This is a genomic window from Enterobacter sp. PL_is511 (assembly GCF_055816065.1).
In genome coordinates, this window is the sequence record NZ_JBVPGP010000024.1 from 484,231 (window position 1) to 506,089 (window position 21,859).

The window sequence follows — 21,859 nt, forward strand, 5'->3', positions numbered from 1 at the left end:
ACCGGGGGGTTTTTGCTAACCCAGCGCCTGAATCGCCTTCTCCAGCGCCTCGCGCAGCAGATGGCGGTCGTGGCGATACTTGATGTCTGAGGCCTCCAGCGGCTCCTGCACCACCAGACGATTGCCAATCCCTGACACATCCACTTTTGGTCCCACGACTACGCCGTCAATGATTTTCTTGCCGACGTAATGCTCCATTAATTCAAGTTTGTCTGCCAGCGACAGGCTCGCCGCCGCCGGGCTCAGTTCACGTCCCAGATTACCGATGTAAACCATCGGCGCCGGGGTGCGGCGCAGCGCCTGCGCCAGCTCTTTCACCAGCAGAATGGGCATCAGGCTGGTATAAAAACTGCCTGGACCGATCAGGATAAGATCCGCTTCCCCGATTGCCTCTACCGCTTCACGCGTGGCGGGCACGCTCGGATAGGTCATCAACTCCGTTGGCGGCAGAAGGAGCTGGTCAATATTCACCTCGCCGTAAACTTCATGCCCTTCGGCGTCGATGGCCATCAAGTCAACCGGTTGTTCAGACATGGGGATCAGGAATGCGTCCACTTTGAGCAGATTACGGATTAAGTTGATGGCTTCCAGAGGCCGTACGCTCAGGTGATCCAGCGCCTTTAACATCAGATTTCCGAGGTTATGCCCGGAAAGTTCGCCATTACCGCCAAAACGGTACTCAAACATCGCCGACGCGACGCTCGGCTCGGTAATTAACTGGTTCAGGCAGTTGCGCATATCTCCCCAGGCAATGCCGCCTTCGGCACGACGAATGCGCCCGGTTGAGCCGCCGTTATCGGTGGTGGTCACTATCCCTGTCAGCCTTGAGCCCAGTGACGACAAAGAGGACATAACCCGGCCTAAGCCGTGTCCTCCGCCAAGAGCGACCACTCGGTCAAGATCCGCAAAAGTGCGATTGCGCATACGTATTCCTTATTACGTTCGATCGCGTAACAGTAACCTAACTACCCCTAAAAGACGATGCTTCACCCGATGCAAAATGACGTATATCAATGTGAAAATGCGGTTTTTAGGTATTCTGTAGCGAAAATGGACGAATGACTCGCTATATACTTAATTATATAGCGAAAAGCGATAATGGCGCCGTCAGAATTTCCGCGCTACTATCGCCCTAACCACGTTTTCAAAATTGAAAACATACACTCTAGCCCTTGCGCCTGTGTCGAAAGATATGGCGCTCTGGCCGTGGCGAATTTGCCACCAGGGTACAGAAAGAAATGACTGTGCCTCCCGATCTGGAAAGGTGTACATGGCTTCACAACTTACTGATGCTTTCGCGCGTAAGTTTTATTACTTACGTCTGTCGATTACCGATGTGTGCAACTTCCGTTGCACCTACTGCCTGCCCGATGGCTACAAACCGGGCAGCGTCACCAATAACGGCTTTCTCTCCGTGGATGAAGTGCGCCGCGTCACGCGCGCCTTCTCTGAGCTCGGCACCGAAAAAGTGCGCCTTACCGGCGGTGAACCCTCGCTGCGCCGCGATTTCCCTGACATCATTGCCGCGGTACGTGAAAACGAACGTATCCGCCAGATTGCGGTGACCACCAACGGTTACCGCATGGCGCGCGACGTGGCGACCTGGCGCGATGCGGGGCTGACGGCGATCAACGTCAGCGTCGATAGCCTGGACGCCCGCCAGTTCCACGCCATTACCGGCCAGGATAAATTCCAGCAGGTCATGGACGGTATCGATGCGGCATTTGCGGCCGGCTTCGAAAAAGTCAAAGTCAACACGGTGCTGATGCGTGATGTAAACCATCACCAGCTTGATACCTTCCTGGCGTGGATTAAATCCCGCCCCATTCAGCTGCGTTTTATTGAGCTGATGGAAACCGGCGAGGGTAGCGAGCTGTTCCGCCGCCATCACATCTCCGGCATGGTGCTGCGCGACGAGCTGCTAAAACGCGGCTGGCTCCATCAGATCCGCCAGCGCAGCGACGGCCCGGCGCAGGTCTTCTGCCACCCGGATTACGAAGGCGAGATCGGGCTTATCATGCCTTACGAGAAAGATTTCTGCGCCAGCTGCAACCGCCTGCGCGTCTCCTCCGTGGGCAAGCTCCATCTTTGCCTGTTTGGTGACGGCGGCGTAGACCTTCGCGATCTGCTGGAAGACGATGCGCAGCAGGACGCGCTTGAAGCACGCATTTCTGAAGCGCTGACGCATAAAAAACAGACCCACTTCCTGCATCAGGGCAATACCGGCATTACTCAGAACCTGTCTTACATCGGCGGGTAATCAGGCTTAAGAAGGAAACAGAAAATGAGTCAGGTAAGCGCAGAATTTATCCCGACACGTATTGCGATCCTTACCGTTTCCGACCGTCGTGGCGAAGAGGATGATACCTCCGGCCACTGGCTGCGCGAGGCGGCCCATGACGCGGGGCATCACATCGTCGATAAAGCGATCGTGAAGGAGAACCGCTACGCCATTCGCGCGCAGGTCTCTCAGTGGATCGCCAGCGATGAGGTGCAGGTGGTGCTGATCACCGGCGGCACCGGCTTTACCGCAGGCGATCAGGCGCCTGAAGCGCTGATCCCGCTGTTCGACCGCGAGGTGGAAGGCTTCGGCGAGGTGTTCCGCATGCTCTCCTTTGAAGAGATTGGTACCTCCACGCTGCAGTCGCGCGCCGTTGCCGGGGTGGCTAACAAAACCCTGATTTTCGCCATGCCGGGTTCGACCAAAGCCTGCCGCACCGCGTGGGAAAACATCATCGCCCCGCAGCTGGACGCCCGTACCCGTCCGTGTAATTTCCATCCCCATTTAAAGAAATAAGCTATGTCACAACTGACCCACATTAACGCCGCCGGTGAAGCGCATATGGTGGATGTTTCCGCCAAAGCCGAAACGGTGCGCGAGGCGCGCGCCGAAGCGTTCGTCACCATGCTGCCGGAGACGCTGGCGATGATCATCGACGGCAGCCATCACAAGGGTGATGTCTTTGCCACCGCGCGCATCGCGGGGATTCAGGCCGCCAAGCGCACCTGGGATCTCATCCCGCTGTGCCATCCGCTGATGCTGAGCAAGGTGGAAGTGAACCTTCAGGCGCAGCCGGAGCATAATCGGGTGCGGATTGAATCGCTGTGCCGCTTAACCGGCAAAACCGGCGTGGAGATGGAGGCGCTGACGGCGGCCTCCGTCGCCGCGCTGACCATCTACGACATGTGCAAAGCGGTGCAGAAAGATATGGTGATTGGCCCGGTTCGCCTGCTGGCAAAAAGCGGCGGAAAATCCGGTGATTTTAAGGTGGACAGCCATGATTAAGGTGCTCTTTTTTGCGCAGGTGCGCGAGCTGGTGAATACCGACAGCCTGACGCTGGATGCGTCTTTTGAAAACGTTGCTGCCCTGCGCGCGCATCTCGCGGCACAGAGCGACCGCTGGGCGCTGGCGCTGGACGAAGGCAAGCTGCTGGCCGCCGTTAACCAGACGCTGGTGGAATTCACCCACTCGCTGGCCGAAGGGGATGAAGTGGCCTTCTTCCCGCCGGTAACGGGGGGCTAAGATGGCTGACACCCGCATTCTGGTGAGCCCCGGGCGTTTTAACGTGGGGACCGAATACAGCTGGCTGGCGGAACGCGATGAAGACGGCGCGGTCGTGACCTTTACTGGCAAGGTGCGCAACCACAACCTCGGCGACAGCGTGAAGGCGCTGACGCTGGAGCACTATCCGGGGATGACGGAGAAGTCGCTGGCGGAGATTGTGGAGGAGGCGCGGGGCCGCTGGCCGCTCGGCCGCATCACGGTAATTCACCGCATCGGCGAGATGTGGCCTGGCGAGGAGATTGTCTTCGTTGGAGTGACCAGCGCGCACCGCGGCAGCGCGTTTGCGGCAGGGGAGTTCATTATGGATTACCTCAAAACCAGAGCGCCGTTCTGGAAGCGCGAAGCCACGCCGGAAGGCGATCGCTGGGTAGAATCTCGCGACAGCGATAAACAAGCCGCCAGCCGTTGGTAGTCGGTTTACGTGGATGTGTTAATCTTAACGTGTGTGTCTACTTAATCTTAATCAGGAGTGAATCATGGACCGATTTCCGCGTTCCGATTCAATAGTACAGCAGACCCGTAGCGGCCTGCAGACGTATATGGCTCAGGTGTACGGCTGGATGACGGTTGGCCTGCTGCTTACCGCGTTTATCGCGTGGTATGCGGCGAACACGCCGGAGCTGATGATGTTTATCTTCTCCAGTAAGATCACCTTCTTTGGGCTGATTATCGCGCAGCTGGCGCTGGTGTTTGTGCTTTCCGGTCTGGTGCAAAAGCTGAGTGCCGGCATGGCAACGACCCTGTTTATGCTCTATTCGGCACTAACGGGGCTGACGCTTTCCAGCATCTTTATCGTTTACACCTACTCATCCATTGCCAGCACCTTCGTGGTCACCGGCGGGATGTTCGGTGCGATGAGCCTGTACGGCTACACCACGAAACGCGATCTGAGCGGCTTCGGCAGTATGCTGTTTATGGGGCTGATCGGGATTGTGCTGGCGTCGCTGGTGAACCTGTGGCTGAAGAGCGAAGCGCTGATGTGGGCCGTGACCTACATCGGGGTGGTGATCTTCGTTGGATTGACGGCGTATGACACCCAGAAGCTGAAAAACATCGGCGAGCAGATCGACGTGCGCGACAGTTCAAACCTGCGCAAATACGCGATCCTGGGCGCGCTAACGCTGTATCTGGACTTCATCAACCTGTTCCTGATGCTGCTGCGTATTTTCGGCAACCGTCGTTAAGGTTGCTTTGCCGGGTGGCGGCTTCGCCTTACCCGGCCTACGAAGCGCGAACCGTAGGTCGGGTAAGGCGAAGCCGCCACCCGACTTATTCACTTCGCTAGCATCCTCTCATTCTTCGCCCGCAGCTTTTTCGCCCGACTTTCCAGCACCAGATAGCAGACCGTTGCCAGCGCCAGCGGCAGGAAGTAATACAGCATGCGGTAGGCGAGCAGGGCAGCGATGATGGCACCCTGAGAAACGTGCTCCCCGGCCAGCAGGGCAATAAACACCGCCTCCAGCACGCCGATCCCCGCCGGAATATGCACAATCACCCCGGCAATACTGCTCACCAGCAGCACGCCCAGCACGAAGAAGTAATTTACGTCCTCGCCAATCAGCAGCCAGATGATGGCTCCCATCGCCATCCAGTTAGCGCTGGAAACCGCCATCTGCAGCACCGCAAACTTCCACGAGGGCAGGACCAGCTTTTGCCCTTTAATGGTCATATGACGGCGTCTGGCAAAGGCGCAGGCCCAGAGATAAACGGCGATAATCAGCAGCAGTACGATGCCCAGAATGCGCAGCGTAGCCTCGTCGATATACCAGTGCGCGGGGAGCTGCACCACGCCGATGGTGAAGATCACCCCGCCGAGCAGAATATAGCCCAGCCAGTTAGTGGTGATGCTTAACGAGAAAATGCGCGTGATGGTTCCGCCCGGCAGGCCAAGGCGCGAATAAAGGCGATAGCGCATGCCAATGCCGCCGACCCAGGTGCTCAGCGTCAGGTTAAAGGCGTAGCAGATAAATGACACCAGCATTACCTGACGTTTGGCCAGCTTGTGGCCGCAGTAAGCGCGGCCCAGCAGGTCATAGCAGCCGTACATCAGGTAGCTCACGATAACCAGCCCCACAGCGCCCAGCAGCACCATCCGGTTATAGTTGCGGATGACCTTCCACACCTCTTCCCAGTCAACTTTCTGCGCGTAGACCACCAGCAGCACAGCGACCGCAATAAAAAACAGCCAGGTGAGGATCTTTTTTGCCAGCCGCCAGCGTGGATGCGATTTCGACATCAGGGTTTGCCTCCATCTTCCGCTTCTATGCGGTCCTGGGTTTCCATTTCGGGTTGTACCGGCGGGTCCACCTGCGCCAGCTTCGGCGTATGCGCCGGCAGCCAGCCGACCATCGCCGGGAAATGCCGCAGAAAGTGGAACACCACCACGCTGATGCCCAGGTTCCACCAGGTGCGTTTGGGAACCATGGACTCATCCACGCGCACGCAGTCGTTAACGATCAACGCCTGCAGGTTATCCCGCAGGGTCTGATTAAACTGGCGATCGTGAATGATCAGGTTGGCTTCAAGGTTGAGCGATAAGCTCAGCGGATCGAGGTTGCTGGAGCCCACGGTGGCCCAGTGATCGTCCATCAGCGCGACTTTGCCGTGCAGCGGTCGGCGGCGATATTCGTAGATCTGGACGCCGCCCTTCACCAGATAGTTATACAGCAGCCGCGCCCCGACTTTAACGATCGGCATGTCCGGCTCGCCCTGCACAATCAGCTTCACGCGCACGCCGCGTCGGGCGGCATTGCGCATGGCATGCAGCAGACGATAGCCCGGGAAAAAGTAGGCGTTAGCGATGATCACTTCGCGCTTCGCGTTGGCCAGCATCTTGAGATAATGACGTTCAATATCGTCCCGGTGCTCGCCGTTGTCGCGCCAGACGAAAAGCGCCTGCGCTTCGCCGGGCTTCCGGTTCTCTTCCGGGCGATGACGACGTTTCCACCAGCGGCGAACGGCCTCTTTCCCCGGCAGGTTCTCCAGCTCAAACAGCAAGATGTCCTGCACCACCGGGCCTTCAATGCGAATCGCGTAATCCTGCTTCGCTTCCGGGCCGTAGTCGGACATATGCTCAGCGGAGTAGTTAATGCCTCCGACAAACGCCACCGTCTCATCTACCACCACAATTTTGCGATGCATCCGGCGGAAAAGGTTGGTACGCATACCGAACAGGCGAGGGCCGGGATCGTAGTAGCGGAACACCACCCCCGCGGCGGTCAGTTCATTGACGAATGCATCGCTGAGGTCCGGCGAGCCGTAGCCATCCAGCAGCACTTCAATTTTCACCCCGCGCTGGGCGGCGCGCAGCAACACGCTGTGCAGCTGCTTGCCGACGTTGTCTTCGAACCAGATGAAAGTTTCGAGGATCACCTTCTGCTGGGCGTGATCAATCGCCTTAAACACGGCCGGGTAATACTCGTCCCCGTTGACCAGCAGCGTGATCCGGTTGCCTTCCTGCCAGGAACATTTCATAGGTGGATCTCCGCGCTGAGCGGGGCATGGTCGGAAAGATGCCGCCAGTTGAGGAGCGCCAGGGCGGTCGGGCTGCTGGCATGGGCATTTTTTACGTAGATGCGGTCAAGCCGCAGCAGCGGGAAACGGACCGGAAACGTGCGCGCAGGCCTGCCGTTCGCCCGGGTGAAAATTTCCTCCAGTCCGGCCTCTACCTTTAACGGATGGTTTGCCCGCTGTCGCCAGTCGTTGAAATCGCCCGCTACTACCACCGGTTCATCTTCGGGAAGCGCGTTGGCCCATTCGGCCAGCATTTTCAGCTGCGCCTGACGATGGGCTTCGCGCAGGCCCAGATGAACACAGCCGACATGGATGGGCAGCTCAAGATCGGGCGGGGTAACGCGGCAGTAAAGCAGGCCGCGTTTTTCGCTCTCCCCGACGGAAACGTCGCGGTTTTCGTAATGTTCTATGGGATAACGGGACAGCACCGCGTTGCCGTGATGCCCTTCCGGATAGACCGCATTGCGGCCGTAGGCGTAATCACTCCACATGGTGTCGGCCAGAAATTCATAGTGCGGCGTGTCGGGCCAGTTCTCAAAGTGAAGCGGATGCACTTCGTGTGCGCCCATCACCTCCTGCAGGCAGACAATATCCGCGCTGACGGTGCGAACCGCGTCGCGCAGCTCCGGTAAAATGAAGCGGCGGTTAAATGCTGTGAAGCCTTTATGAATGTTTATCGTCAGCACTTTAAGCGAGAAATGCTGCATTTTTTTCGTCATAAGCTCCTTCCTGAGTGACTATCCCAATGAAAATAAAGTGTAGTCGGCGTCACAAAAAGATGCGGCGTTACGGAATTTTCCGTAAAGTGCGGTAGTCTGATTAAGCAGAGAAAAATCCTTCAGGAGAGAAGCCATGAAGTGGCAACAACGTGTTCGTGTCGCAACTGGCCTGAGTTGCTGGCAGATAATGTTGCATTTACTGGTCGTGGCCGTACTGGTGATGGGCTGGATGAGCGGCACGCTGGTGCATGTTGGCCTGGGGCTATGCGTCCTTTACGGCGTCACCGTGCTGTCGATGCTGTTCTTACAGCGCCACCATGAAGCACGCTGGCGCGAGGTGGGTGATGTGCTCGAAGAGCTCACCACCACCTGGTATTTTGGTGCGGCGATGATCGTCCTGTGGCTGCTGTCACGCGTGCTGCAAAACAACCTGCTGCTGGCCCTGGCGGGTATGGCTATCCTCGCAGGGCCTGCGGTCGTCTCATTGCTGACCAAAGAGAAAAAGCTACGCAATGTTGCGTCTAAACATCGCGTACGCCACTGAGCCCGTCGTGGCCGCAATCACCAGTAGCGGCCACAAACTTCCCCAGACAATATCCAGACTCGCATCCTTCAGATAGATTTGTTTGGTGATGTCCGTAAAGTGCCGAATCGGATTTACCCACGTCAGATCCTGTAGCCATACCGGCATGTTCTCGACGGGCGAAACATACCCCGAGAGCAAAATCGCGGGCATCATAAAGACGAATACCCCGATAAACGCCTGCTGCTGCGTTGAGCAGAGCGCCGAGATCAGCAGCCCGAACCCCACCAGCGACAGCCCGTAAATCACCATCGTGAAGTAAAACAGCGCTAGCGAACCGGCGAACGGGATCTGGTAAGCAAATATTCCCACGCCCAGCACGATGGTGGCCTGGAAGGTCGCGACGATCAGCGCCGGAACCGCTTTGCCGACGAAAATCTGCCAGGTAGCAAGCGGGGAGACCAGCAGCTGATCCAGCGTGCCCTGTTCGCGCTCGCGGGCGACGGAGAGGGAGGTCACGATCATCACCCCGATGGTGGTGATCATGGCGATCAGCGACGGCACCACAAACCACTTGTAGTCCAGATTCGGGTTGTACCAGTTGCGCACCACCAGTTCGCTGTTGTTAGGCTTCGGTTTGCCATCCATCAGCTCCTGCTGGTAATCCTTCACCACCTGCTGCAGATAGTTGGCCGCGATCTGGGCGCTGTTGGAGTTACGTCCGTCGAGGATCAGCTGCATCGGCGCGGTCTGGAAGGTATCCAGATTGCGGGAGAAATCCGCCGGGAACCGTACCAGCAGCAGCGCTTTTTGCGTGTCGATAGTGGGCTGGATCTCCTGCGGGCTTTTTAGCAGCAGGATGTGGGTAAAGGCTTTCGCGCGGGCAAAGCGCTGCGTTAGCTCAACGGCGTGTTTGCCGTTGTCTTCGTTGTAAATGGCGATGGTTGCGTTGGTCACCTCAAGGGTGGCGGCAAACGGGAACAGCAGTACCTGGATCAGCACCGGCAAAACCAGAATGGCGCGGGTTTGCGGCTCGCGCAGCAGGGATTGCAGCTCTTTGCGTATTAACGTCCATAAACGGTAAAACATGCGCGCTCCTTAATCTAACCGCCGTTTGGTTTTCATCCACGTCAACCCGATAAACATCGCCGCTGACGCCAGTAAAAACAGGGTGTTGATAATCAGCACCACCGGAATATTCCCTGCCAGGAACAGGCTTTGCAGCGTGCTTACAAAGTAGCGCGCCGGGATGATGTAGGTCACGGCGCGGATCACCGCAGGCATACTGTCTATCTGGAAGATAAACCCGGACAGCATAATCGACGGCAAAAAGGCGGCGTTGAGGGCCACCTGGGCCGCGTTAAACTGGTTGCGGGTGATGGTGGAGATGAGTAGCCCCATCCCCAGCGTGCTGAGTAAAAACAGGCTGGTGATAAAGAACAGCACCACCAGCGAGCCGCGATACGGTACGCCGAGGATAAAGACGGACACCAGCATGCAGAGCAGCATCGCCAGCATACCGAGGAAGTAGTAGGGAATAAGCTTGCACAGCAGCAGCTCGACGCGCGTCACTTCGGTTGAAAGCAGCGCCTCCATGGTGCCACGCTCCCACTCGCGGGCGATCACCAGCGAGGTCAGAATCGCGCCAATGACCGTCATGATGATGGTCACCGCACCCGGAATAATAAAATGCTGGCTGATGGCGGCGGGGTTAAACCAGTAGCGCGTCTGCACGTCAATCAGCGGGTTGAACGTCTCGCCCCGGTCTTCCGCCCGCTGCATCTGCCAGAGCTGCCAGATCCCCTCCGCATAGCCCTGCACGAAGTTCGCGGTGTTCGGCTCGCTGCCGTCGGTGATCACCTGGATCGGCGCATCGGTATTTGCCCGCGCCATATTGGCGGCGAAATCCACCGGAATGACGATCAGACCGCGAATTTTCCCGGCCTGCATCTTGTGGATCAGTTCCTGACGGCTGTCGCTGATGGTGGCGTCAATGTAGGGCGAGCCGGTCATGGCGTGGGTGAAGTCCAGCGCCTCTTCGCTCTGCTGTTCCAGCAAAATCCCGACCCGGAGCTTGCTGGAGTCCAGATTAATGCCGTAGCCAAAGATAAACAGCAGCAGCAGGGGGATCACCACCGCAATCAGCCAGCTGCTGGGATCGCGCACGATCTGCCGCGTCTCTTTAACGCACAGCGCGCGCACCCGGCGCCAGGAAAGGGCGTTACTGCGCATGGGCATTCTCCTTATCCCAGTCGTGGATGAGGGTGATAAACGCCTGCTCCATGGTCGGGTCCGGGACCTCCTCGTCGGCGGCCTGGTTTTTCAGGTCGTCCGGGGTACCGTGGGCAATCAGCTTACCGCGATACACCAGCCCGATGCGATCGCAGTACTCCGCCTCGTCCATGAAGTGGGTGGTCACCATTACGGTCACCCCTTTTTCCACCATGCTGTTGATATGCAGCCAGAACTCGCGGCGGGTGAGAGGATCAACGCCCGAGGTCGGTTCATCCAGAAACAGAATATCCGGCTCGTGCATCAGCGAGCAGGCCAGCGCCAGCCGCTGCTTAAAGCCGAGCGGCAGCTCGTCGGTGGCGTGGGAGGCAATGTTGGTTAACCCGAAGGCGTCGCTCATGCGGCGGATTTTGTCGTTCTGCGCCCGCCCGCGCAGGCCGTACACGCCGGAGAAAAAGCGCAGATTTTGCTCGACCGTCAGGTTGCCATACAGGGAGAATTTCTGCGCCATATAGCCCAGATGCTGGCGCGCCTTGCCGGAGCTGACCTTCAGGTCCATGTCCAGTACCAGCGCCTTGCCGGACGTCGGCACCAGCAGGCCGCACATCATCTTAAAGGTGGTCGATTTTCCCGCACCGTTCGGCCCGAGCAGGCCAAAAATCTCCCCGCGCTTCACCGCAAAATTAACGTTGTCGGTGGCGGCGAAATCCCCGAACTTTTTGGTGAGGGATTTGGCTTCAATGACCGTTTCGCCCGGCGTGCCTTCCACCGTGTGCAGAATGGTGCCAAGCGGCGACTCTGACGTCCCCGCGCCGCCCAGCAGGTCGATAAACGCATCTTCGAAACGCGGCGCCGTTTCTTCCATGTCGATCTCAGGCATGCCGGGCGCATGGCGAATATCGTCGACGGTGGCCTCTTTTTTGAGGATCACCCGCACCGAGCGGCCCTGAATCATCCCGTCGCTGACCTGCGGCAGCTTGAGCACCCGCTGCAGCAGCGTGCGGTTGGACGCCTGCGGGCTGTGCAGCAGGAAGCTGCGCCCGGCCATGCTCTGCGTCAGCCTCGTCGGCTCGCCCTGATAAAGCAGTTCGCCTTCGTTCATCAGCAGCACGTCCCGGCACTGTTCCGCTTCGTCGAGGTAGGAGGTGCTCCAGAGGATCAGCATCCCGTCGCCCGCCAGCTCGTGCACCATCTGCCACAGCTCGCGGCGGGAAATCGGGTCAACGCCCACGCCGGGCTCATCCAGCAGCAGCACCTTTGGTTCGCCCACCAGCGTACAGGCCAGCCCCAGCTTCTGCTTCATCCCGCCGGAAAGCTTGCCCGCCAGCCGGTCGGTGAACGGCCCGAGGGAGGTAAACTCCAGCAGGCGCGCGAAGGTTTTCTGCCGTGTTTCGCCGGTGACGCTGCGCAGGTCGGCGTACAGGTTCAGGTTTTCCATCACCGTCAGGTCTTCGTACAGGCCAAACTTCTGCGGCATATAGCCGAGCATGGCGTGGAGCGCGCCGTCATCTTTTATCGGGTCAAGACCGAGCACGCTGGCCGATCCTTCATCCGGCTTCAGCAGCCCCGCCAGCATGCGCATCAGCGTGGTCTTTCCCGCACCGTCCGGGCCGACCAGGCCGGTGACATAGCCTTTCTGGATGGTGCAGTTCAGCGGCGCGACCGCCGGTTTGTCCATCCCTGCGAAGCGTTTGACCAGATTGTTGAGCTGGATAACCGCATCATTCATGTCGTTCCCCGCTGTTCACTTTTACGGTGACGGGCATGCCCTGGCGCAGGGCGTCATCCGCATCAGTCACGATGATGCGCAGGCGATACACCAGGTCGGTACGCAGGTCCGGCGTTTCTACTGTTTTCGGCGTGAATTCGGCGGTAGGGGAGACAAAGCCCACTTTGCCGTGATACGGCTTGTCCGGGCGACCGTCGGTATAGAGCAGCAGCTCGCGGCCCGGCTGCATCTGGCCGAGGTTGGGCTCATCAATGTAGGCGCGTACCCAGACCGGGCGGGTCAGGGAGAGGGTTAACACGGTGCTGCCCGCGCTGAGCATGCTGCCCGGCTCCACGGCGCGGGTCATCAGCGTGCCGTCAGACGGTGCGATGAGCGTGGTGTCGTGCAGATCCAGCTCCGCCTGGGCCAGCTGCGCCTGCGCCTGTTCAAGGCTGGCTTTCGCCTGGGCGATATCCTGCGGGCGGTTACCGGTGTGGTACTGGCTTAACTTATCCTGCGCGGATTTCAGCGTTGCCTGCGCCTGGTCGCGGGAGGAGCGCGCATTTTCCAGGTCATTCGCGGAAATGGTTCGGCTTTTCCACAGCCCCTGCTGGCGAGCGTAGAAGTTCTGCGCGTAGTCATAGGCCGCCTGCGCCTGTTTGACGGCTGCCGCGGCCTGAGCGATCTCTTCGTCGCGATAGCCGGCCAGCATCAGGTCATACTGCGCCTGCGCAACGGAGACGCCCGCCTTGGCCTGCAGCAGCGCATTTTCATAGGGCGCTTTGTCCAGCATCCCCAGCGTCTGCCCGGTTTTAATGGCATCGCCTTCGTCAACGCTCAGCGCGGCGAGACGTCCGCCGACGCGGAAGCTCATGTTCACCGTGCGAATATCCACGTTACCGTACAGCGTCAGGCCTTTATCCTGATGGCTCTGGTACCACAGCCATCCTCCGACGCCCGCGGCAAGCAAAACAACAACCACCAGAATGATGGCGACAGGTTTTTTCATGACTTCAGGCTCCTTTGCGTTAAGCCTTGCAGGATCAGATCGAGATGACAGGCGATCACCTCACCGATCTGCGCGGCTTTATCCTCATCAAATTGTGTCCAGCCGGTGCGTAACAGGATGGTTTCCCGGCCCAGACGGAAGGCAAGGATTTCACCCAGCAGGGCGTGGGTATGCAAAATTGTCGCGGTATCGTTGGCATCCCGCCCGGTATAGGCGGCGATCAGCCGGGTCAGGTGGGAGTGCATCGGCTCAATCACCCGATCGTGTACCCGCTGATAGGCGGCAGTGGGGGAGAGCTGCTCGCGGGAGATAAACTTGCTCAGGTTGAGCGTATCGTCGTGGGTCAGCACGCGGATCATGTTGTGGCAGGCATTGAGGATCAGCTGGCGGATGGCCTCGCGATCGGGGGACGGCTGGCTGAGCAGCGCGGTGGCCTCCTCGACGTGCGGGTGAAACTGCGTGCCGATAAAATCGGCAATCCACTCGGCGCAGGCGAGATATAAATCCTCTTTTGAGCCAAAATAGTAGGTAATCGCCGCAATGTTTTGCCCGGCCAGCGCGGCGATATCGCGCGTGGTCGCATGCAGCCCGTACTCACCAAACTGCGCCAGCGCGGCGGCAATAAGCTGGTTTTTGGCCTGTTCACCTTTGGTTGTTGTGGGTGTTGTATTCATGGCGGCATTAAAAATTAATCAATCGATTGATTAAGATTATGCCTGATTCACGCTAACGTCGAGGGAATGCGGAGGGATATTTTATGCGCCACGTCACAAAAGCTGCTACACTCCGCCCCTTCGCGACATTGTGGTTTTTGTCCTCCCCTATTCGTTATATCTCCCTGAAAACTACACCTGTGATGGTCGGGGCGGTTCGGAGTTTTTATGTCTTTTGATTCCCTTGGCCTGAACCCGGAAATTCTGCGCGCGATCGCAGAGCAGGGCTACGTTGAGCCAACCCCAATCCAGCAGCAGGCGATCCCCGCCGTTCTTCAGGGCCGTGACCTGATGGCCAGCGCCCAGACCGGCACCGGTAAAACCGCGGGCTTTACGCTGCCGCTGTTAGAGCTGCTGGTAAAAAATCAGCCGCACGCCAAAGGCCGCCGTCCGGTTCGTGCGCTGATCCTCACCCCAACTCGCGAGCTGGCGGCTCAGATTGGTGAGAACGTGCGTGACTATAGCCGCTATCTCAACATTCGCTCGCTGGTGGTGTTCGGCGGCGTCAGCATCAACCCGCAGATGATGAAGCTGCGCGGCGGCGTCGACGTGCTGGTGGCAACGCCGGGTCGTCTGCTGGATCTGGAACACCAGAACGCGGTGAAGCTCGATAGCATTGAAATTCTGGTGCTGGACGAAGCCGACCGCATGCTCGACATGGGCTTTATTCACGATATTCGCCGCGTGCTGGCCAAGCTGCCGCCGCGTCGTCAGAACCTGCTCTTCTCCGCGACCTTCTCCGACGAGATCAAGGCGCTGGCGGAAAAGCTGCTGCATAACCCGCTGGAAGTGGAAGTGGCGCGCCGCAACACCGCCTCTGAGCAGGTGACGCAGCACGTTCACTTTGTTGATAAAAAGCGCAAGCGCGAACTGCTCTCCCAAATGATCGGCCAGGGTAACTGGCAGCAGGTGCTGGTCTTTACCCGCACCAAGCACGGCGCGAACCACCTGGCGGAACAGCTGAATAAAGACGGCATCCGTAGCGCGGCTATCCACGGCAACAAGAGCCAGGGCGCGCGTACCCGTGCGCTGGCGGACTTCAAGTCCGGCGACATCCGCGTGCTGGTGGCAACCGACATTGCTGCCCGTGGCCTCGACATTGAAGAGCTGCCGCACGTGGTGAACTACGAGCTGCCAAACGTGCCGGAAGACTACGTGCACCGTATCGGCCGTACCGGTCGTGCGGCGGCAACCGGCGAAGCGCTCTCTCTGGTTTGCGTGGACGAGCACAAGCTGCTGCGCGATATCGAACGTCTGCTGAAGAAAGAGATCCCGCGTATCGAAACCCCGGGGTATGAAGTGGATCCGTCGATCAAAGCCGAGCCGATTCAGAACGGTCGCCAGGGCGGTCGCGGTCAGGGCGGCGGTGGTCGCGGCCAGCAGCCGCGTCGTGCCGAAGGCGGCGCGCCGAAGTCAGCGGGCAAACCGCCGCGTCGTAGCAACGACAGCAAACCGGCCGGTGACAATCCGTGGCGCAGCGGCGAAGGCAAGCCGGCAGGAGAAGGGCAGCGCCGACGCCGCCCGCGTAAACCTGCTAACCCGCAGTAATCTGGAAGCCCGGTCGTAAAGCCGGGCTTTTCTTTTTGCGGCTGCGAAGAGAAAGTGCCACAATAGTGGCTGTTTATACAGTATTTCAGGTTTTCCGATGGCTTTAACCGCTGCGCTCAAGGCGCAAATTGGCGCATGGTATAAGGCGCTACAACAGCAGATCCCCGACTTTATCCCCCGAGCGCCGCAGCGGCAGATGATTGCTGACGTGGCAAAAACGCTCGCCGGGGACGACGGGCGCCATCTGGCGATTGAAGCCCCGACCGGCGTCGGGAAAACCTTGTCTTACCTCATTCCCGGCATTGCCATCGCGCGGGAAGAGGACAAAACGCTGGTGGTCAGCACCGCCAACGTGGCGCTGCAGGATCAGATTTTCAGCAAAGACCTGCCGCTGCTGCGCAAAATCATCCCCGACCTGCGGTTTACGGCCGCCTTTGGGCGCGGGCGTTACGTGTGCCCGCGTAACCTGGCGGCGCTGGCCAGCAGCGAGCCGAATCAACAGGATCTGCTCGCGTTTCTGGATGACGAGCTGACGCCAAACAATAAGGCCGAGCAGGAGCAGTGTGCAAAACTCAAAGCCGAGCTGGACGGCTATAAGTGGGACGGCCTGCGGGATCACACCAGCCAGGCCATCAGCGACGACTTATGGAGAAGGCTCAGCACCGACAAAGCCAGCTGTCTGAACCGCAACTGTCACTACTATCGCGAGTGCCCGTTCTTCGTCGCCCGGCGTGAAATTCAGGAAGCGGAGGTGGTTGTGGCTAACCACGCCCTGGTGATGGCGGCGCTGGAGAGCGAAGCAGTGCTGCCGGAGCCGAAAAACCTGCTGCTGGTGCTCGACGAAGGCCACCATCTGCCCGACGTGGCGCGCGACGCGCTGGAGATGAGCGCAGAAATTACCGCCCCCTGGTTCCGCCTGCAGCTGGATCTCTTCTGCAAGCTTGTCGCTACCTGCATGGAGCAGTTCCGGCCGAAAACCACGCCGCCGCTGGCGGTGCCGGAGCGTCTGAGCGACCACTGCGAAGAGGTTTACAGCCTTATCTCGTCGCTGAACAACATCCTGAATCTATATCTTCCCGCAACCCAGGAGGCGGAACACCGCTTTGCGATGGGCGAACTGCCGGACGAGGTGATGGAGATTTGCCAGCAGCTGGCGAAGCATCTCGAAAAGCTGCGCGGGCTGGCGGAGATGTTCTTAAACGATCTCAGCGAGAAAACCGGCTCACACGACGTGGTTCGCCTGCACCGTATTCTTTTGCAAATGAACCGTGCGCTCGGCATGTTTGAAGCCCAGAGCAAGCTCTGGCGGCTGGCCTCGATGGTGCAGGCGTCGGGCGCGCCGGTCACCAAATGGGCCACCCGTGAAGTGCGCGACGGGCAGGTTCATCTGTTTTTCCACTGCGTGGGCATCCGCGTGGCCGATCAGCTGGAAAAGCTCATCTGGCGGAGCGTGCCGCACGTGGTGGTCACCTCTGCCACGCTGCGCTCCCTGAACAGTTTTTCGCGTTTGCAGGAAATGAGCGGGCTTAAAGAGAAAGCGGGCGATCGTTTTGTCGCGCTGGACTCGCCGTTTAACCACTGCGAGCAGGGGAAGCTGGTGATCCCGCGCATGAAATTCGAGCCGCTGATCGACAACGAAGAGCAGCACATTGCGGAAATGGCGGCCTACTTCCGCGAACAGGTTGAGAGCAGGAAATACCCCGGCATGCTGGTGCTGTTTGCCAGCGGGCGCGCGATGCAGCGCTTCCTGGAGCACGTCACCGATCTGCGTTTACTCCTGCTGGTGCAGGGCGATCAGCCGCGCTACCGGCTGGTGGAAACGCACCGCAAACGTATCGATAATGGCGAGCGCAGCGTGCTGGTGGGATTGCAGTCCTTCGCGGAAGGTCTGGATCTGAAAGGGGACTACCTGACGCAGGTGCATATCCATAAAATCGCCTTCCCGCCTATCGACAGCCCGGTCGTCATCACCGAAGGCGAGTGGCTGAAAAGCCTCAACCGCTATCCGTTTGAGGTGCAGAGTTTACCTGCGGCGTCGTTTAACCTTATTCAGCAGGTCGGGCGTCTGATTCGTAGCCACGGCTGCTGGGGGGAGGTGGTGATTTATGACAAACGTCTGCTCACCAAAAACTACGGCCAGCGGCTGCTGAACGCGCTGCCGATCTTTCCGATTGAACAGCCAGAGGTGCCCGAGGTAAAAAAACGCCCGGCAACACTGACCGCCGGGCGCAGGAAAAGCATCCGTGCTAAGGGGCGCGATCCTACTGGTAAGTGAAGGTCACCTGCACCACGCTGCTGAACGTCCCCGCGCTCACCGGCATGGAGGTGGCGTAGTATCGTGCGGCGAGTGGGAAATCGACGGTATGATCGCTTTGATTAACCAGGGCGCTGAAGCTCGCCTGCGGGGCAATCGTAATGCGATCCAGGCGGTCTGCCAGCTCCAGAGCCAGCCCGCCGGCGCTGCCCGTGCTGGCAAATTTCGTCGGGTGTACGCTGTCTGCCTGGCCGTTAAAGGTCGCGGTGGCGAGCGTGGTGGTGGACGGGCATTTGGACAGCGTAAGATCAAAATTCTTCCACTCCCCGGTATCCCCCACATCCTTAAAATCGCTGGAGGCGGCTTGTCCCAGGTTAACGGTCAAATTCTGGCTGGCGCTGTCTACCGAGCAGGTATTGGCGATGATATTGCCTCTCATCTGGATCGCGATCTCATCGGCATTCGCCTGCGTGAGAAGGCCTGCCAGTAGTAACAAGGTGATTTTTTTCATTTATATCCCAACGTAATCGTGGCAATGCTGTTTGCTGTCCCGGGGGTGACGCTGGCTGCCGTTTGTTGATATGCGACCTCAAACGGGATCGCCAGCGGAACGTTCGCTTGTGCAACTGCCGCCGTATTCTTGTAAGTATCAAAGTTGGCAATTTCCCCGTCGAACATCATGCGCACTCCTACGCCGGTTGCTACGCCACTCTCCTGAGTCAGTTTTACGACGCCAGGGAAATCTGTTTCATAGCCGTTTGCACTGGTGATCATCACTTGAGGCTGTACGGTGTTATTGCAGTTAACGGTAATGTCGAACGTCTGAGGCGACGTCAGAGTTCCTGTCCCGGTGAAGTCGCTGACAGGGAAATTGCCCAGCGTCACGGTGAGGCTTTTCGGCGAAACTGAGCAGGTGACATCGTTAAACGTGATATTTCCTGAATAGGAAAGGGTGTTCGGACTGCCTAAACCTTCGTGATTGTAAACGCCAAGCCCAAACTCCGTCTGAGCCTGAGAAAGTGAGCCAGAGGAAACCGTGGAGCTGGTTTTCACCAGCTCCAGAGTTACGTCAAAATTGAACGAGAGCTGTCCATCTGAAGAGAGATATCCCACCGGCGTATTCCGGGAATCACAGTGGACGCCGCCGGCCCCCTGGATGCGTTGCCCCTGATCGTTCATCAGGGCGATACCAATCCCGGCGACACCAGAGTCGTACACGCCCGGCAGGCCCGCTATTTCTGAACCGGAACCATAATAGCAAGCCACTATTTCCATCCCCGGGCTGTAGGTACTGGAGCAATTCCCGGCAACGTGCACCGTCTGCTCTGAACCCGGAATGGTCGCGCCAACGGCCAGCGAGGTGGGTACCGATATGGAGGCCACATCAATCATCTTTGGCATATCCGGAGACGTGCATGACGCTTTCGCGTGCGGCATAAAAAATGCGGATATTCCCAGCACTAACAATAAAAAACTCTGTTTAACGATTTGCATCATCTTTCGTCTCAACCAGTGCATTACTGACATGTTGCGGCAGCGGTAATAATGCCGGATTCATCTCTCTCTTCAGCCAGCGCGTACTGCGCGATGCATTGTTCGCTGGCATTGTCACCCCACATAACGGAGAGTGTTCCGCGTGCGGGGAGGCCGGAGAGGTACGTTTGGCCATCTGAGCCAACGATAAATTCGCTGTCCTTATCCTCAGTGGTCACCGTCGCGCCGAAGGGCAGCGGTTTACCGTTGTGCGTGAGCGTCATCAGCACGCGATTGCCCACGCGGGTGTTAAAGCTGGCGCGCACCACCGCTCCCCGCGTTGGGGTGACGACCTGCGCCGCGTGCGTCACGTCGGCATCATCCGGCAGCGTTTCGGTATCCAGCGCAATGGTGTTATGGCGATATGCGGTGACGAATGGTACGACGGTGTAGCCGCGGAAATCGGTCTCAACGCCCGTCTGGTTGGTGATATGCGTCCCGTGCGTTCCCGGCGCCTTCACCAGCGCAATGGTCTCACCGAGCGGCTGGCTCAGGGTGATGCCGTTCGCATGGGCAACCACGCCGCCCTGCAAACCGACGTTCACGGTTTGCTGGTATTTATCCTGACTGACGCCTGCGCTCACTTCGCCATAGGTCGCTTTGTAATCGGCGTTCATGCTGGTTGAGTTACCGCTGCCGGTACTGCTCAGCCCTTCCTGAATATTCCAGTTCAGGTTGTCTTCCTTCAACGCCGTGCCGTTCAGGCCGATATTCTGCGTGGTACCGTCTTTGGTATTGTTCAGGTTGTAGGTGGCCCAGGTGTTATGCATCCAGTGGTCCAGCGGCACGGAGACGCTCAGCGAGAACTGGTTGTCGTTCGTCACTTCGTCGCCGTTTTCATCGCTGTTCTGGGTGTTCTTGTTCATGCTGTAGCTCAGGCTGTAGCTCACCCCGTGCCAGCTGTTGTTGTAGCTAACGCTCATGGAGGTCATGTCCTGGTTCTGGCTCCAGTAAGTCTCTTTCACCATGCTCAGGGTGACGGACCCCCAGCCTTCGGGCAGCGTCTGGTCGATGGTGGCCTCGGTTCGGGCGCGGCGCTGCTGGGGGGCAGACCAGTCGTCAGAGCGGGTATATGACTCCATGGTGTCTTCCAGGGTGTAAAACCCTTTGCTGTTGTAGCGATAGCCCGCGAGCGAGAAGTTGGTGCCTGAACCGGCAAAATCTTTGCTGTAGCGCACGCGCCAGGACTGGCCTTTACTCGACTGCAGCTTCTTTAGCAGGGCTTTCGCACGGGTGACGTCGATGGAGAACGCCCCTAAATCGCCCATGTTTTTCCCGGCGCCGAGCGCCTGGGACTGATAGTGGCTGCTCTGCTGTATGCCGCCGTAAGCGGTAAAACCAAAGGGCAGGCCGTAAATCGCGCTGCCCTGGGCAAACGGAGTTTTCTCGACGTCTTTGTCGTAGGAACGGTACCGCCCGGCGGTCACGCTGTAGCGCAGGTTTTTTTCGCGCTGCAGTACTGGTACGGAGGCATATGGCACTACGAAATGGCTTTCGCTGCCGTCGGTCTCTTTCACGGTGACCTGCAGATCGCCGCTGCTGCCGGTGGGGTAAAGGTCGTTAATTTCAAACGCGCCGGGGGCGACCGTGTTCTGATAAATGACGTAGCCGTTCTGGCGAACCATCACCAGCGCATTGCTGTGTGCGGTGCCGCGAATAATGGGCGCATAGCCTTTTTCGCTGTCCGGCAGCATGTCGCTGTCGGATTTAATCTCCACGCCGGTGTAGGGTACGCTGTCAAAAACATCAGAAGGCGAAGAGCTTTGTCCAACGGTGAGATCGCTTTTCATCGCCACGATATCGCGCTGGGCATAGGTATAAACGGAAGAGAATCTTTGCTGCTCTTCCTTGCCCTGGGTGCTGCGATTCCACGTGGAGTAGTTGCGTACGCGCCAGGCGCCAACGTTAAACCCGGGACGCAGGTTAACGTACTGGCTGCTGTTATTCTGCTCGCCCGACTGTCGCGCATGGCTCTGGCTGGCGGTCGCGCTGTAGTTGAGAATACCTGCGGTGATCCCCTCGTCGAATTCTTTCGGGTCGATATAGCCGCGTGGAACCTGGCCCAGGGCCAGTTGAGGGATACTGAGCAGCAGCTGCTGATTGCGAACGTGAAACGACGTGGAGGCTGCCGGGATGGCGGTTAAATCGGCACACTGGCCTTTTGCCATCAGCGCCGGATATTTTTGGGTTTTGATCCCAAGGCTTTTTAAATCATTCAGGCTAAAGCAGGGCTGAAGTGAACTGCTGCCGTGTGAACCTTTATGCAATGTGAACGTGACGTCGCGGGTATCAATTTTATTATTATTAATAAAAATAGCGACCTGATATTTCCCCGGTGCCTGCCCTGGCCCTTTTTCGTAAACCGACAGATCGGTCTTACCCTGTTGCGGATTATCAATATCCAGCAGCGCGGGGTTAAAATAATCATCAGCCATAACCTGCTGCGCAAAGATCGCCAGTGCCAGGCCACAGAGAATGACCAGCAGGGATGAAATTCGGCAGGTAAACGGCTTTTTATGGCTGTACATGATTATTTTATTA

The 21,859-nt window shown here is 58.4% G+C and carries 21 protein-coding genes and 1 riboswitch; of the genes, 9 read left to right on the top strand and 12 right to left on the bottom strand.

Features of this window, described 5'->3' with window-relative positions:
• Positions 1–15 precede the first annotated feature (15 nt).
• Entirely contained in the window at positions 16–924 is a 909-nt protein-coding gene (yvcK, locus tag AC0TN7_RS17745) for a uridine diphosphate-N-acetylglucosamine-binding protein YvcK (RefSeq protein WP_024908762.1), read from the bottom strand.
• A 225-nt stretch (positions 925–1,149) separates the two neighbouring features.
• Positions 1,150–1,283: riboswitch (molybdenum cofactor riboswitch) on the top strand.
• On the opposite strand from yvcK, the gene moaA reads away from it, so the two are divergent.
• From moaA to AC0TN7_RS17775, 6 genes are all read left to right on the top strand, one after another.
• Positions 1,271–2,260 (top strand): GTP 3',8-cyclase MoaA, encoded by a 990-nt coding sequence (moaA, locus tag AC0TN7_RS17750; protein WP_032645389.1) that lies wholly within the window; start codon positions 1,271–1,273, stop codon positions 2,258–2,260. Its footprint overlaps the riboswitch before it by 13 nt.
• A gap of 24 nt (positions 2,261–2,284) precedes the next feature.
• Positions 2,285–2,797: a molybdenum cofactor biosynthesis protein B gene (moaB, locus tag AC0TN7_RS17755; RefSeq protein ID WP_024908761.1), complete on the top strand. Its 513-nt coding sequence runs from the start codon at positions 2,285–2,287 to the stop codon at positions 2,795–2,797.
• Positions 2,798–2,800: 3 nt separating this feature from the next.
• The gene (moaC, locus tag AC0TN7_RS17760; RefSeq protein WP_008501142.1) at positions 2,801–3,286 is read left to right on the top strand and encodes a cyclic pyranopterin monophosphate synthase MoaC; all 486 of its coding nucleotides are present in this window, start codon (positions 2,801–2,803) and stop codon (positions 3,284–3,286) included.
• Positions 3,279–3,524, top strand: coding sequence for a molybdopterin synthase sulfur carrier subunit (gene moaD, locus AC0TN7_RS17765; protein WP_024908760.1), 246 nt, complete (start codon positions 3,279–3,281; stop codon positions 3,522–3,524). Before moaC ends, moaD begins: the two co-directional genes overlap by 8 nt.
• A gap of 1 nt (position 3,525) precedes the next feature.
• On the top strand, positions 3,526–3,978 hold the full coding sequence (gene moaE, locus AC0TN7_RS17770) for a molybdopterin synthase catalytic subunit MoaE (protein ID WP_024908759.1): 453 nt from the start codon (positions 3,526–3,528) through the stop codon (positions 3,976–3,978).
• 64 nt (positions 3,979–4,042) lie between these two features.
• Complete coding sequence (locus tag AC0TN7_RS17775) at positions 4,043–4,750, top strand: Bax inhibitor-1/YccA family protein (RefSeq protein WP_024908758.1); 708 nt, start codon at positions 4,043–4,045, stop codon at positions 4,748–4,750.
• A gap of 89 nt (positions 4,751–4,839) precedes the next feature.
• On the opposite strand, the gene AC0TN7_RS17780 is transcribed toward AC0TN7_RS17775, so the two are convergent.
• The 3 genes from AC0TN7_RS17780 to AC0TN7_RS17790 are packed head-to-tail and all read right to left on the bottom strand — an operon-like array spanning position 4,840 to position 7,798.
• A complete protein-coding gene (locus AC0TN7_RS17780; protein ID WP_024908733.1) occupies positions 4,840–5,802 on the bottom strand; it encodes a lysylphosphatidylglycerol synthase domain-containing protein in 963 nt (320 codons plus the stop codon).
• Positions 5,802–7,040, bottom strand: coding sequence for a cardiolipin synthase ClsB (gene clsB / locus AC0TN7_RS17785; RefSeq protein WP_048991526.1), 1,239 nt, complete (start codon positions 7,038–7,040; stop codon positions 5,802–5,804). Before clsB ends, AC0TN7_RS17780 begins: the two co-directional genes overlap by 1 nt.
• Positions 7,037–7,798: an endonuclease/exonuclease/phosphatase family protein gene (locus AC0TN7_RS17790; RefSeq protein WP_463726946.1), complete on the bottom strand. Its 762-nt coding sequence runs from the start codon at positions 7,796–7,798 to the stop codon at positions 7,037–7,039. The genes clsB and AC0TN7_RS17790 overlap by 4 nt, the downstream gene beginning before the upstream one ends.
• Positions 7,799–7,931: 133 nt before the next feature.
• On the opposite strand from AC0TN7_RS17790, the gene AC0TN7_RS17795 reads away from it, so the two are divergent.
• Positions 7,932–8,342, top strand: a complete 411-nt coding sequence (locus tag AC0TN7_RS17795; protein ID WP_032649440.1) for a YbhQ family protein — start codon at positions 7,932–7,934, stop codon at positions 8,340–8,342.
• Here the strand turns inward: AC0TN7_RS17795 and AC0TN7_RS17800 are convergent.
• From AC0TN7_RS17800 to cecR, 5 genes are read right to left on the bottom strand one after another with little or no spacing between them, the layout of a single operon-like run.
• The gene (locus AC0TN7_RS17800; protein WP_032649437.1) at positions 8,304–9,410 is read right to left on the bottom strand and encodes an ABC transporter permease; all 1,107 of its coding nucleotides are present in this window, start codon (positions 9,408–9,410) and stop codon (positions 8,304–8,306) included. The two genes, AC0TN7_RS17795 and AC0TN7_RS17800, sit on opposite strands and share 39 nt — an antisense overlap.
• Positions 9,411–9,419: 9 nt before the next feature.
• Entirely contained in the window at positions 9,420–10,553 is a 1,134-nt protein-coding gene (locus AC0TN7_RS17805) for an ABC transporter permease (protein WP_463726945.1), read from the bottom strand.
• Complete coding sequence (locus AC0TN7_RS17810; RefSeq protein ID WP_463726944.1) at positions 10,543–12,282, bottom strand: ATP-binding cassette domain-containing protein; 1,740 nt, start codon at positions 12,280–12,282, stop codon at positions 10,543–10,545. The genes AC0TN7_RS17805 and AC0TN7_RS17810 overlap by 11 nt, the downstream gene beginning before the upstream one ends.
• A complete protein-coding gene (hlyD, locus tag AC0TN7_RS17815; protein ID WP_024908726.1) occupies positions 12,275–13,270 on the bottom strand; it encodes a secretion protein HlyD in 996 nt (331 codons plus the stop codon). The genes AC0TN7_RS17810 and hlyD overlap by 8 nt, the downstream gene beginning before the upstream one ends.
• On the bottom strand, positions 13,267–13,944 hold the full coding sequence (gene cecR / locus AC0TN7_RS17820) for a transcriptional regulator CecR (RefSeq protein ID WP_024908725.1): 678 nt from the start codon (positions 13,942–13,944) through the stop codon (positions 13,267–13,269). The genes hlyD and cecR overlap by 4 nt, the downstream gene beginning before the upstream one ends.
• 207 nt (positions 13,945–14,151) lie before the next feature.
• Here cecR and rhlE point away from each other — a divergent pair, with 207 nt between their 5' ends.
• Both rhlE and dinG read left to right on the top strand, forming a co-directional pair.
• On the top strand, positions 14,152–15,531 hold the full coding sequence (rhlE, locus tag AC0TN7_RS17825) for an ATP-dependent RNA helicase RhlE (protein ID WP_024908724.1): 1,380 nt from the start codon (positions 14,152–14,154) through the stop codon (positions 15,529–15,531).
• 97 nt (positions 15,532–15,628) lie between these two features.
• On the top strand, positions 15,629–17,806 hold the full coding sequence (gene dinG / locus AC0TN7_RS17830; RefSeq protein ID WP_370883978.1) for an ATP-dependent DNA helicase DinG: 2,178 nt from the start codon (positions 15,629–15,631) through the stop codon (positions 17,804–17,806).
• Here the strand turns inward: dinG and AC0TN7_RS17835 are convergent.
• From AC0TN7_RS17835 to AC0TN7_RS17845, 3 genes are read right to left on the bottom strand one after another with little or no spacing between them, the layout of a single operon-like run.
• On the bottom strand, positions 17,793–18,296 hold the full coding sequence (locus AC0TN7_RS17835) for a fimbrial protein (RefSeq protein ID WP_370883977.1): 504 nt from the start codon (positions 18,294–18,296) through the stop codon (positions 17,793–17,795). The genes dinG and AC0TN7_RS17835 overlap by 14 nt on opposite strands.
• Positions 18,293–19,279: a fimbrial protein gene (locus AC0TN7_RS17840; RefSeq protein WP_417927694.1), complete on the bottom strand. Its 987-nt coding sequence runs from the start codon at positions 19,277–19,279 to the stop codon at positions 18,293–18,295. The genes AC0TN7_RS17835 and AC0TN7_RS17840 overlap by 4 nt, the downstream gene beginning before the upstream one ends.
• 23 nt (positions 19,280–19,302) lie before the next feature.
• Entirely contained in the window at positions 19,303–21,846 is a 2,544-nt protein-coding gene (locus tag AC0TN7_RS17845) for a fimbria/pilus outer membrane usher protein (RefSeq protein WP_073961597.1), read from the bottom strand.
• Between the last annotated feature and the right edge of the window lie 13 nt (positions 21,847–21,859).